This is a genomic window from Bradyrhizobium sp. 199, from assembly GCF_023073355.1.
GTDB lineage: Bacteria > Pseudomonadota > Alphaproteobacteria > Rhizobiales > Xanthobacteraceae > Bradyrhizobium.
In genome coordinates this window covers 1,082,760-1,093,716 of the sequence record NZ_JADPJI010000005.1, presented here as the reverse complement: position 1 = coordinate 1,093,716, position 10,957 = coordinate 1,082,760, and the positions used below count along the sequence as shown (strand labels likewise).

13 protein-coding genes are annotated in these 10,957 nt (G+C 65.3%); 4 read left to right on the top strand and 9 right to left on the bottom strand.

Features of this window, described 5'->3' with window-relative positions; translation table 11 throughout:
* Window positions 1-175: 175 nt before the first annotated feature.
* Window positions 176-760, bottom strand: coding sequence for a DUF177 domain-containing protein (locus IVB28_RS13710; protein WP_247526832.1), 585 nt, complete (start codon window positions 758-760; stop codon window positions 176-178).
* Window positions 757-1,308 carry a ubiquinol-cytochrome C chaperone family protein gene (locus IVB28_RS13705; RefSeq protein WP_247526829.1) on the bottom strand — a complete coding sequence of 184 codons (552 nt, stop codon included), beginning with the start codon at window positions 1,306-1,308 and terminating at the stop codon, window positions 757-759. The genes IVB28_RS13710 and IVB28_RS13705 overlap by 4 nt, the downstream gene beginning before the upstream one ends.
* Window positions 1,309-1,406: 98 nt before the next feature.
* Here IVB28_RS13705 and IVB28_RS13700 point away from each other — a divergent pair, with 98 nt between their 5' ends.
* The 4 genes from IVB28_RS13700 (at window position 1,407) to IVB28_RS13685 (ending at window position 4,041) form a co-directional block, all read left to right on the top strand.
* Window positions 1,407-1,892 carry an outer membrane protein assembly factor BamE gene (locus IVB28_RS13700; protein ID WP_247526827.1) on the top strand — a complete coding sequence of 162 codons (486 nt, stop codon included), beginning with the start codon at window positions 1,407-1,409 and terminating at the stop codon, window positions 1,890-1,892.
* A 215-nt stretch (window positions 1,893-2,107) separates the two neighbouring features.
* A complete protein-coding gene (locus tag IVB28_RS13695; RefSeq protein WP_247526825.1) occupies window positions 2,108-3,121 on the top strand; it encodes a tripartite tricarboxylate transporter substrate binding protein in 1,014 nt (337 codons plus the stop codon).
* Between the two features lie 136 nt (window positions 3,122-3,257).
* The gene (locus IVB28_RS13690) at window positions 3,258-3,686 is read left to right on the top strand and encodes a MerR family transcriptional regulator (protein WP_247526823.1); all 429 of its coding nucleotides are present in this window, start codon (window positions 3,258-3,260) and stop codon (window positions 3,684-3,686) included.
* On the top strand, window positions 3,625-4,041 hold the full coding sequence (locus tag IVB28_RS13685) for a carboxymuconolactone decarboxylase family protein (RefSeq protein ID WP_247528534.1): 417 nt from the start codon (window positions 3,625-3,627) through the stop codon (window positions 4,039-4,041). The genes IVB28_RS13690 and IVB28_RS13685 overlap by 62 nt, the downstream gene beginning before the upstream one ends.
* Before the next feature lie 108 nt (window positions 4,042-4,149).
* Here the strand turns inward: IVB28_RS13685 and IVB28_RS13680 are convergent, their stop codons facing one another.
* From IVB28_RS13680 to nrdR, 7 genes are all read right to left on the bottom strand, one after another.
* The gene (locus tag IVB28_RS13680) at window positions 4,150-6,270 is read right to left on the bottom strand and encodes a sodium-translocating pyrophosphatase (protein ID WP_247526822.1); all 2,121 of its coding nucleotides are present in this window, start codon (window positions 6,268-6,270) and stop codon (window positions 4,150-4,152) included.
* 225 nt (window positions 6,271-6,495) lie between these two features.
* A complete protein-coding gene (thiL, locus tag IVB28_RS13675; protein ID WP_247526819.1) occupies window positions 6,496-7,494 on the bottom strand; it encodes a thiamine-phosphate kinase in 999 nt (332 codons plus the stop codon).
* A 167-nt stretch (window positions 7,495-7,661) separates the two neighbouring features.
* Window positions 7,662-8,159 (bottom strand): transcription antitermination factor NusB, encoded by a 498-nt coding sequence (gene nusB, locus IVB28_RS13670; RefSeq protein WP_247526817.1) that lies wholly within the window; start codon window positions 8,157-8,159, stop codon window positions 7,662-7,664.
* A 3-nt stretch (window positions 8,160-8,162) separates the two neighbouring features.
* Window positions 8,163-8,654, bottom strand: a complete 492-nt coding sequence (gene ribH / locus IVB28_RS13665; protein WP_247526816.1) for a 6,7-dimethyl-8-ribityllumazine synthase — start codon at window positions 8,652-8,654, stop codon at window positions 8,163-8,165.
* A 63-nt stretch (window positions 8,655-8,717) separates the two neighbouring features.
* The gene (locus tag IVB28_RS13660) at window positions 8,718-9,329 is read right to left on the bottom strand and encodes a riboflavin synthase (RefSeq protein ID WP_247526814.1); all 612 of its coding nucleotides are present in this window, start codon (window positions 9,327-9,329) and stop codon (window positions 8,718-8,720) included.
* Complete coding sequence (gene ribD, locus IVB28_RS13655) at window positions 9,329-10,477, bottom strand: bifunctional diaminohydroxyphosphoribosylaminopyrimidine deaminase/5-amino-6-(5-phosphoribosylamino)uracil reductase RibD (RefSeq protein WP_247526812.1); 1,149 nt, start codon at window positions 10,475-10,477, stop codon at window positions 9,329-9,331. The genes IVB28_RS13660 and ribD overlap by 1 nt, the downstream gene beginning before the upstream one ends.
* Window positions 10,474-10,956 carry a transcriptional regulator NrdR gene (gene nrdR, locus IVB28_RS13650; protein WP_247526809.1) on the bottom strand — a complete coding sequence of 161 codons (483 nt, stop codon included), beginning with the start codon at window positions 10,954-10,956 and terminating at the stop codon, window positions 10,474-10,476. The genes ribD and nrdR overlap by 4 nt, the downstream gene beginning before the upstream one ends.
* Between the last annotated feature and the right edge of the window lies 1 nt (window position 10,957).

The window sequence follows — 10,957 nt, the reverse complement described above, 5'->3', positions numbered from 1 at the left end:
TTTTGTTATCCCGAAACAACCTCTTGCCCCCAGGCTTTTGTATCCGGGCCGATCCGGGGGCGGACAGGGGGATTTTTCAGGAACGTACAAAATCAAATAGATAAATCAGCCTCTCAAACCACTCCCGCAATCCCCTCACACGCGCTGGCAAGTGGCCTGAACAGGGAATGCCCAGCTATTTGCCTTTCTTCCTGCCCTTCCTGGCATTGTCCTGGAGCGCCTTGAGCGCCGCGAAGGGATGGTCCTCCGGATCGGGCGCCGTGATCTCGTGCTCGAACACGGCCCCCTCCTTGCGCGGATAGGGGTCAACCGCCAGGAACAGGGCATCGGTGGCGATCCGGCCGAGGTCGATGATGCCGTTGATGATCGGCTCCAGCGGATCGATCACGTCCGGCGGCTCCTCATCGTCCCGCCCCTCCTCGATCAGGTCCGCCATCTTCCGAACCTCGGCCTCGGGAGCGAACACCAGGTCCACCTGCTCCTCGATCTCGCTCTCGATGGGATCGAGGGTGACCACGCAGGTCTGGCCGATCCGGGCGCGAATGTACCCCGTGACCTGGACCCGGCCGCCGCTCTTGGGCACGACGTCGAAGTCGGCCTGGGCAGACAGGACCTCGCGCAAGCCGCCGACCTCGGCGATGGCCTGCCGCTCGGCGGCCGAGGCCTCGAGCTTGCGATGCAGCCCGGTGTCGGGGATCTGCGCGACGATGACGGGGGACCGCCAGGGATCAGGCCGGGATTCGGCATTCGGTCGGCTCATGGCGTGACATCCTCGGGGAGCGCTGGAGGAAACCTGAAGGAGGCGAGCAGCAGCGCAGCCTCATCGGCCCGGCCGAGATCGGCCTCGCTGGCCCGGGCATAGGCCGCAAGCCGCTGCGCCTGATCCGCGCCAGTCCCATTCAAGATATTCTTGCAGATCGCCTCTGCCAGAGCCTCGCCGCCGGCCTCCATGGCCTGGTCATAGGCCTGGACGCGGCCGTAAAAGGCCTCGCCGAAGGCCCGCATCCGCTTCGGCACGGTCTGGTCGCCCACCCCCATCTCGCGCAAATTGTCGTCCATATCCTCGCAGAATCGGTCGAACAGCGCCTGGGACAGCTCCGTGGCGCTTTGGAACGTGCGCAGGCGGCGCAGTAGCAGCCAGAGATGCAGCAGCAACAGGTCGAAACGCCCGTTAACCGTGTCGGGCACGCCCAAGTCGCGGTAAAATATGGGTTCTCGCGCCTGCGTCACGATCATGCCATAGATGGCTTCAATGGTGCCGGCCGGGGTTAGCCGGGGTTTCCTGAAGTGATTGAACGGCCAAGGCATTGTGGTTTCCGCAAGCGGGCGTGCGTGTGTTGCATTCAGAGCCTCCGCCCGGTACTTCAGCGCCTCGCGCGACGCAAGGGGACGGAATCAGTTCCGCTATGACCACAACGAACCAGACCAGCCTCCGCGCTGACAAGCGGCGCGGCCTTCATGCACGCTGGCGCGGCTTGCGCATGCTCGCCGCGGTCACCCTGATCGGTGCGGCGCTCGCGGGCTGCACCGGCGAGCAGTTCCAGAAGGGTTACATCCTGCCGCCCGGCGCGCTCGAGCAGATCCCGATCGGCGCGAGCCAGGACCAGGTGCTGATCGTGATGGGCACGCCCTCGACGGTCGCGACCCTCGATGGCGAGGTGTTCTACTACATCTCGCAGCGCTCGGAGCGCATGGTCGCCTTCATGAACCAGAAGGTGGTCGACCAGCGCGTGATCGCGATCTATTTCGACAAGAACCGGCGCGTGCGGCGTCTCGCCAACTACGGTCTGCAGGATGGCAAGATCTTCGACTTCATCAGCCGCACCACGCCGACATCGGGTCAGGAAATGAGCTACCTCACGCCGCTATTCAAGCTGCTCAGCTTTAACTGAGCGCGCAGAGCGTTCGAGGGACGTGAATACAGCTTCGCGCAAAAAAGATGCGCGAAGAGAAGCTGGAGGCCCGTTCCAATTCCACCCGATGGTAATTGGCCTTCACCTGCGGCGTCGTGCCGCCCTTCGCGCGGCCTTTGCCGCGGCGTGCGACTTGCCGTCGCAAGCCGTGTTCCCTACGCTCCCTCCAAAGCAAAAAGCTGGGGAGTGGATTCGTGTCCAGGAAACGTCAGAACACTTTGTTGTCCCGCCGTCGCGTGCTCACCGGTGCTGCCGCCCTTACGGCCGCAGCGATCCTGCCGCGATCGAGCCTTGCAGACTGGAAGCCCACCGAGACCGTTCGTCTCATTGTGCCAGCCGCGGCCGGCGGCTCGACCGACGTCATGGGCCGGCTCCTGGCCGCGCATCTGCAGACCGCATGGGGCGGGACGGCCGTCGTGGAGAATCGCTCAGGCGGCGGCGGCACCATCGGCACCGCCGAGGCAGTCCGCGCCAAGCCTGATGGCCACACCATCCTGGTCGGCAATCCGGGTCCAAACGCCATCGCCTACAGCATCTTCAAGAATCTCACCTACAAGCCGGACCAGCTTCAGCCCGTCTCCAACATGATCCGGATCCCGAACATCGTCTCGGCACATCCGAAGACCGGCATCAAGTCGATCGCCGAGCTGATCGCCTATCTCAAGGCCAATCCGGACAAGCTCAGCTACGCCTCCTCCGGGGTCGGCCAGAGCCCTCACCTCACCGGCGCCTGGTTTCTCCAGCTCACCGGACTGAAGATGACCCACATTCCGTTCCGCGGCGCAGGTCCCGCGCTTCAGGCCGCGCTCGCCGGCGACATCCAGATCCTGTTCGACAATCTCTATCCGAGCCTGCCGCAGGTGCAGAGCGGCACGCTCAACGGTCTGTGCGTCACCACCACCGAGCGCAGCGATCTCGCGAAAGACCTGCCGACCATGCGCGAGAGCGCGCCGGAGCTCGCGGCTTTCGACGTCTCGTCGTGGTTCTCGGTGTTCCTGCCGAAGGGCGTCTCACCCGAGGTGCTCAGCGCGCTCAATCTCCAGATCAAGGCGATGCTGGAGCGCGACGACGTCAAGAAGCAGATCACCGCCATGGGCGCCCGTCCCGACTACGGCAGCCCGGAGCAGTTCGCCGCCTTCGTGGATGCCGAGACGAAGAAATTCGCCGGCATCATCCAGAAGGAAGGATTGCAGATGGACGTGCAGTAGGTCGCTGGCCCGCCACATGCCGACAGGACGTGCCGGCCGAAAGCGACGCGACGCTCGCACAGTTTCGGCCCAAATGTCTCTTGACTTAGAGCGCGCTCAAACTCGTAGTTTGCGTGCGTCGTGATGAGAGACAGGCATGAAGATCGGCGAACTCGCCAAGCGTTCCGTACTGACGGCCCATACGATCCGCTACTACGAGCGGATCGGACTGTTGCCTTACGCCGACCGGGATCGATCCAGCCGACGTGACTACGATGGCTCGATCCTGGTCTGGATCGAGTTTCTCGGCCGCCTGAAGACAACCGGCATGCCGATCCGGGACATGCTGCTTTATGCGGATCTCCGGGATCGCGGCAGCGGCACTGAGGCCGAACGCCGCGCGCTGCTGGAGCGACACCGCGAAAGCGTGCGTGCCCACGTCGACGAACTGAATGCCTGTCTTCTCGTCCTCGACACCAAGATCGGCGGTTATGCCGAAACGGAACAGAGGATGAAGGATTATGATGCAACACTTGCCGAACGCCGGCGAAAGCCGGTTGGAGCGCGGTCGCCGCGCACTCGCTGAGATCGACGGAGAGGCGGGCCATAAGGTCGTGGCGGCGCTTGGTGACATCGCCCCAGACTTCGCCACCTACGTATTCGAATTTCCATTTGGCGACATCTACTCACGGCCCGGACTCGACATCCGTTCGCGCGAAATCGCAACCATCGCAGCACTCGCGGCCATGGGGAACGCCACACCTCAGCTTAAGGTGCATATCGAGGCAGGTCTGAATGTGGGGCTCGGCCGAGAGGAGATTATCGAGATCCTCATGCAGATGGCCGTCTATGCCGGCTTCCCGGCTGCCCTCAACGGCCTGTTCGCAGCCAAGGAGGTATTCGCGCAAAGAGCCGAGGGCGGATCAGAGCCGAAAGCCTGAGGCTCGACCGCCGAACCCTGTTCGTCGTGCAGCCGGACTGCGCTGCCCCCTGACAAAAAACCCCGCGGCTTTCGCCGCGGGGTTTTGGTCTTGTGTCGTCTCCGCCGCTCAGTGCGCCAGAATCGCCAGCAGCAGCAAGGCCACGATGTTAGTGATCTTGATCATCGGGTTCACCGCCGGGCCGGCCGTGTCCTTGTAGGGATCGCCGACGGTGTCGCCGGTCACGGCCGCCTTGTGGGCATCACTGCCCTTGCCGCCGAAATGACCGTCCTCGATGTACTTCTTGGCGTTGTCCCAGGCGCCGCCGCCCGAGGTCATGGAGATCGCGACGAACAGGCCCGTCACGATCACGCCGAGCAGCATGGCGCCCACTGCGGAGAACGCCGCCGACTTGCCGGCCGCGCCACCACCCGCGATCGCGTAGATCACGAAATAGACGAAGATCGGCGACAGCACCGGCAGCAGCGAGGGGATGATCATCTCCTTGATCGCCGCCTTGGTCAGCAGGTCGACCGCCTTGCCGTAATCAGGCTTGTCGGTGCCCTGCATGATACCCGGCTTCTCCCGGAACTGACGCCGCACCTCCTCGACGATGGCGCTTGCCGCACGTCCCACCGCGGTCATGCCCATCGCGCCGAACAGGTAGGGCAAGAGGCCGCCGAACAGCAGACCGACAACCACGTAGGGATTGTTCAGCGAGAAGTCCGGTTTGACGCCGGCGAAGTAGGCGTGGTGCGCGCTGTCCGCAACGAAGAACTTGAGGTCCTCGTTATAGGCCGCGAACAGCACCAGGGCGCCGAGACCGGCTGAGCCGATCGCATAGCCCTTGGTCACCGCCTTGGTGGTGTTGCCGACCGCGTCGAGCGCGTCGGTCGACTTGCGCACCTCCTTCGGCAGGCCCGCCATTTCGGCAATGCCGCCGGCATTGTCGGTGACGGGGCCGAACGCGTCGAGCGCGACGACCATGCCGGCCAGCGCAAGCATGGTGGCGGTCGCGATCGCGATGCCGAACAGGCCGGCGAGGCTGTAGGTGACCAGGATGCCGGCGATGATCACGATCGCGGGCAGCGCGGTCGCCTCCATCGAGACGGCGAGGCCCTGGATCACGTTGGTGCCGTGACCGGTCACCGAGGCCTGGGCGATCGACTTCACCGGGCGATAGTCCGTGCCGGTGTAGTATTCGGTGATCCAGATGATCAGCGCGGTGACGACGAGGCCGACCACGCCGCATTCGAACAGCGCCATGCCGGTGTAATCGACGCCCTCGAGCTTGCCGAAGCCGATCAGGTAGTAGATCACCAGCGCAATGCCGATCAGCGACAGGATGCCGGTTGCGATCAGGCCCTTGTAGAGCGCGCCCATGATCGACTGACTCGGCCCGAGCTTGACGAAGAAGGTGCCGATGATGGAGGTGATGATGCAGATGCCGCCGATCGCGAGCGGCAGCGTCATCATGTTGGCGAGGATCGACGTCTTGGCGAAGAAGATCGCAGCTAACACCATGGTGGCGACCGCGGTCACCGCATAGGTCTCGAACAGGTCGGCGGCCATGCCGGCGCAGTCGCCCACGTTATCGCCGACGTTGTCGGCGATGGTGGCGGGGTTGCGCGGATCGTCCTCGGGAATGCCGGCCTCGACCTTGCCGACGAGGTCGCCGCCGACGTCCGCACCCTTGGTGAAGATGCCGCCGCCAAGACGGGCGAAGATCGAGATCAGCGAGGCGCCGAAGCCGAGCGCCACCAGGGCGTCGACCACGAGGCGGCTATCGGGCGCCAGTTTCAGCGAGTGAACCAGGAAGGCGAAATAGAGTGTCACACCGAGCAGCGCGAGACCCGCCACCAGCATGCCCGTGATCGCGCCCGCCTTGAAGGCGAGTTCGAGGCCGCCGGCGAGCGACGTCGTCGCGGCCTGGGCGGTGCGCACATTGGCGCGGACCGAGACGTTCATGCCGATGAAGCCCGCGGCGCCGGACAGGATAGCGCCGATGGCAAAACCGACCGCGACATAAAGCCCGAGGAAATAGGCAAGCAGCACGAAGATGACGATGCCGACAATACCGATGGTGGTGTACTGGCGCCGCAGATAGGCCTGTGCACCCTCAGCGACCGCTCCCGCGATCTCCTGCATGCGCGGCGACCCCGCATCCGCGCTTAACACTGAAGACGTCGCCCAAATCGCGTAGACGACGGAAAGCGCTCCGCAGAGCACAATCAACCATAATGCTGTCATGTGATTTTTGCCTCAGATCCTTGATGTACCCCCGGCGCCTTTTGTTGACCGTCGTGCGGTGCGGCGCCTTGATTTCGAACAAAGCCGCCCAAAGGCGGCCTTAGTCGGTCGCAAGCTTGCCAAAATCAAATTGAGGGTGCAACGCCGGATAAGGCCGAAAACGCCGATCTCGGCAGGTATTTAGCACCAGGTGCCAAGAACTGAGATGCCGGTTTGGAGTAATTCCTAGAAGTGGCTGTAGGACAGCCTCGTCAAGGCCAATTCCTGGCCCTGCCGGTCCAGGAAGCGCGGCCTGTCCGTCCCCGCGACGATGGTGCCGATCGCCGTGACGGCAAGGCCGGCCGCCCGCCCCGCGGCAATCAGTGCATCGGCTTGCGCCGGCGGGACGCTGCACAGCACCTCGTAATCGTCGCCCCCGGCAAGCAGCGTCTCAACGCAAACGATCTTGCGGGCGACCAGGCCCGCCGCCGCGGCTGAAAGCGGCACGCTTGCGACGTCGACGGTGGCCGAAACACCGGACGCTGCGCAGAGCTTCACCAGATCGCCGGCGAGCCCGTCGGAGACGTCCATCGCTGCGGTCGCATGATCGCGCACGCCCCTTGCCAGCACATTGCGCGGCTGCGGCACGCGGTAGCGCGAGATCAGGGCGTCCCTTGCTGCGGGATCGGTCGCGAGTGCGGCCGCAGCCGCGCCGCCTGTGAGCACCGCGAGGCCAAGCGCAGCATCGCCGATCGTGCCCGTCACCAGGATGCGATCGCCTGCCCTGGCGCCGGTACGGCCGACCATCCGCCCCTGCGGGACGCGGCCAAAGGCGGTGATCGAGATCATCTGCGGGCCCGGCGTCGACACCGTGTCACCGCCGAGCAGCGGACAAGCGAATTCCTTCGCGTCCTCGCCCAGCGCGTCCGCAAAGGGCCGCAGCCAGGCGTCCTCCTTGCTGCGCAGCGCAAGCGTCAGCACGAAGCCGGCAGGCCTCGCGCCCTTGGCGGCGAGATCGGACAGGTTCACCCGCAGCGCCTTGCGCGCGATGGTGTCAGGGGGATCGTCGGCGAGATAATGCACGCCCTCGACGACGGCATCGGTGGTGACGACGATGTCGTCGCCGGATGACGACAGCACCGCGGCGTCATCAACCAGACCGAACGCACCGGGATCGGTCACCAGCGGCTTGAAATAGCGCGCGATGAGGGAGTCTTCGGCGGAGGGGTTTTGCGGGTCTGCCACTAGCTAACCCCACTCTCATCGCCCGGCTTGACCGCGCGATCCGGTATTCCAGAGACAGTCACGTGAAATCGATCGGCCGCGGCGTACTGGATCACCCGCTTTCGCGGGTGATGACGGCGGAAAATGGGGCAGCTGCGTTGCATCAGTTCACCGCCCTGCGTCTCGTCCTATCCCCGCCCGAACTCGTCGCCGCGAAACTGGCGGCCGATCTGGTCGAGCACCGCGTTGACCATGCCGGTCTCCTCGCGGTCGACGAAGGCGTTGGCGACGTCGACATATTCGGAGACGACGACGCGGCCCGGCACGTCCTTGCGGTGCTCCAGTTCGTAGGCCCCCGCCCGCAGCACCGCGCGCAGGATCGCTTCGATCCGCTTCAAGGGCCAGCCCTTCGACAGCGCCTCGTCGATCAGGGGATCGAGCTTCTTCTGGTCGCGCACGACGCCCGAGACGACGTCGCGGAAGAACGCGGCTTCCGCCGGAAGGTAAGTGTCGCCCTCGACCTCGTTGCCGAGCCAATGGCTCTCGAACTCGGCAAAGATGTCGTTGATGCCGGCACCCGCGATATCCATCTGGTACAGCGCCTGCACGGCCGCGAGCCGCGCCGCACCACGCCGGTTCGCCTTCTTCTCGGCAGCACCTGCCGGCTTTTTGGTGTTGTCGGCCATGTCTCAGGCCTGCGCCAGACGGCATTTGATGCGCAGCATCGCAAGCGCAGCGCGCGCGGCATCGCCGCCCTTGTTGAGCTCGCTGGCGCGCGCCCGCGCCCAGGCCTGGGCCTCGGTGTTGACGGTGAGGATGCCGTTGCCGAGCGGCAGCTTTCGCGCCACCGCCAGGTCCATCAGCGCGCGCGAGGATTCCTGCGAGACGATCTCGAAATGGATGGTGTCGCCACGGATCACGCAGCCGAGCGCGATCGCGGCGTCATAGGGCTTGCCATTGGCTGCCGCGGCGTCGACCGCGATGGCGATCGCCGCAGGAATCTCCAGTGCACCGGGAACCGTGATGACGTCGTAGGTCAGGCCGGCCGCCTTCAGCTCGGCAATGGCGCCGTCCAGCAGAGCGTCCTGGAGATCGTCATAGAACCGCGCCTCGACAATTAGCGCGCGCGCGCCGGAAATGTCGGTCTGGTCCTTCAGGGGTGCGCGCCGCGCGTCTGCCATCGTCAAATCCGTTCCACAGTGGTTGGCGCGTTATGTAGTCGCCGCAGGCGGGTAAGCCAAGTTTTAAACTGTCATTTCCGTCAGCCGCGCCGCGTAACGGGCCATCAAATCGACCTCGATATTGACCTCGGTCCCCGCCTTCCAGCCGCCGATGGTCGTGACCTCAAGCGTGTGCGGGATGATCAGCACCGAAAAGGTCACGTCCGCAACCGTATTGACCGTCAGCGAGACGCCGTCGAGCGTGATCGAGCCCTTGGTGGCGATGAACCGGGCCAGCTCCCGCGTGGTCGCGAGCTCGAACCGCGCCATGTCGGGTAGATCCTCGCGGCTGACGAGCGTGGCAACGCCGTCGGCGTGGCCGGCGACGATATGCCCGCCGAGCTCGTCGCCGATCTTGAGCGCGCGCTCGAGGTTGAGGCGCGTGCCGACATTCCAGCGCTTTGCCGTTGTCAGCGCCAGCGTCTCGGCGGCGGCATCGACGTCGAACCAGGTCTTGCTGCCCTCGACCCCGGAGGCCACCACTGTCAGGCAGACGCCGTTGCAGGCGATCGAGGCGCCGTCGGCAATGGTGGTCTGGTCATAGCGGCAGGCGATGCGCAGCCGGTGCAACTGCCCCTGCGACCTCGGCGTGAAGCCGACGATCTCGCCGATATCGGTGACAATGCCGGTGAACATTATGCGCGCTCGTAGATGGTGAGAGTATCGTGATCGAATGTCTCGCTAGCATGAACCTTGTAGGCCTGCGACCGCGTGATTTTCGACAGGGGCAATGCATCGAGCGCATCGACGCCGCCAGAGCCCACCGCTTCCGCGCCGCGGAACAGCCAGATCTCGTCGACGAGGTCGGCCGCGACGAAGGACGCGGCGACCCTGCTGCCACCCTCAACCAAGAGGCGAGTGATGCCCTTCCCGGCCAGCGCATGCAGCACGGCCGGCAAATCGAGGCCGGAGGCGTTTGCCGGCGGGACGCGGATCACTTGCGCGCCGGTCGCACCGAGACGCGTTGCGGCTGCGGCTTCCGCAAGCTCAGAACCCACCACCCAGAGCGGCGTCTCGCGCGCGGAGCCTATGAGCCTGCTTGCGCCGGGAATGCGCAGGCTCTGATCGAGCACCACGCGCACCGGCGAGCGCGCCGCCATGCCCGGCAGGCGGCAGGTGAGTAGCGGATCGTCCGCCAGCACCGTGCCGATGCCGACCAGGACCGCATCGCTCCGGGCGCGGAGCAGATGCACGCGATTGCGCACAGCTTCGCCGGTGATCGCGACCGGCTTGCCGCCGGCGGCGCCGATCTTGCCGTCTGGCGACACCGCGAGCTTCAAGATCACATGCGGACGCTTGTCCCGGATTCGGCGGAAATGCCCGGCATGGTCGAATGCGGCTTCCGCCGCGCAAAGACCGACGTCTACCGTGATGCCGGCGGCACGCAGGCGCGCATGCCCCTGCCCCGCGACCTCAGGATTGGGATCCTCAATTGCCGCCACCACCCGCTTGATGCCGGCCGCGATCACCGCATCGGCGCAAGGCGGCGATTTGCCGAAATGCGAGCACGGCTCCAGCGTGACGTAGAGTGTAGCGCCCCGCGCCGCCTCGCCTGCCCGCAGCAAGGCCTCGGGCTCGCCATGCGGCCGCCCGCCGGGCTGCGTCCAGCCCCGCCCGACGATGACCCCGTCCTTGACGATGACCGCGCCGACGGCCGGATTGGGCCAGGTGCGCCCCTGCCCGCGCTTACCCAGCGCCAGCGCAAGCTGCATAAAGCGAAAATCGGCGTCCTTGGCCTCGCGGGCCTTCTGCGCGAACTGATCTTCCAGGATGCGGAAGATCATTTGCGGATCGCGGCGAGCCGCGCTTCCTCCTCACCCGAGAGCTCGCCGAGCACGTCGGCGAAATCCTTGGCTTCGCGGAAATTGCGGTAGACGGAAGCAAAGCGCACATACGCGACGTCGTCGAGCGTGCGCAGATGCTCCATCACGGTCTCGCCGATCACCTCGGAGGAGATCTCGGCCTCGCCCCCCGTCTCGAGCTCGCGCACGATGGTTGAGACCATCTTCTCCACCCGCTCCGGCTCGACCTGCCGCTTGCGCAAGGAGATCGAGACCGAGCGCATCAGCTTGTCGCGATCGAACGGCACGCGGCGGCCATTGCGCTTGATCACCGTGAGCTCGCGCAGCTGCACGCGCTCGAAGGTGGTGAAGCGGAAATTACAGGCGACGCACACGCGCCGCCTGCGGATCACGGAAGACTCCTCGGTCGGACGCGAGTCCTTTACCTGCGTATCGAGACTGTTGCAGTTCGGGCAGCGCATC

What these genes read in the sequence shown, in the direction of transcription:
- IVB28_RS13705 (WP_247526829.1), bottom strand. Translation starts at nt 1,308, where the DNA reads ATGCCTTGGCCGTTCAATCACTTCAGGAAACCCCGGCTAACCCCGGCC.
- IVB28_RS13690 (WP_247526823.1), top strand. Translation starts at nt 3,258, where the DNA reads ATGAAGATCGGCGAACTCGCCAAGCGTTCCGTACTGACGGCCCATACG.
- ribD (WP_247526812.1), bottom strand. Translation starts at nt 10,477, where the DNA reads ATGATCTTCCGCATCCTGGAAGATCAGTTCGCGCAGAAGGCCCGCGAG.
- nrdR (WP_247526809.1), bottom strand. Translation starts at nt 10,956, where the DNA reads ATGCGCTGCCCGAACTGCAACAGTCTCGATACGCAGGTAAAGGACTCG.
- IVB28_RS13710 (WP_247526832.1), bottom strand. Translation starts at nt 760, where the DNA reads ATGAGCCGACCGAATGCCGAATCCCGGCCTGATCCCTGGCGGTCCCCC.
- nusB (WP_247526817.1), bottom strand. Translation starts at nt 8,159, where the DNA reads ATGGCCGACAACACCAAAAAGCCGGCAGGTGCTGCCGAGAAGAAGGCG.
- IVB28_RS13700 (WP_247526827.1), top strand. Translation starts at nt 1,407, where the DNA reads ATGACCACAACGAACCAGACCAGCCTCCGCGCTGACAAGCGGCGCGGC.
- ribH (WP_247526816.1), bottom strand. Translation starts at nt 8,654, where the DNA reads ATGGCAGACGCGCGGCGCGCACCCCTGAAGGACCAGACCGACATTTCC.
- IVB28_RS13685 (WP_247528534.1), top strand. Translation starts at nt 3,625, where the DNA reads ATGCAACACTTGCCGAACGCCGGCGAAAGCCGGTTGGAGCGCGGTCGC.
- IVB28_RS13660 (WP_247526814.1), bottom strand. Translation starts at nt 9,329, where the DNA reads ATGTTCACCGGCATTGTCACCGATATCGGCGAGATCGTCGGCTTCACG.
- IVB28_RS13680 (WP_247526822.1), bottom strand. Translation starts at nt 6,270, where the DNA reads ATGACAGCATTATGGTTGATTGTGCTCTGCGGAGCGCTTTCCGTCGTC.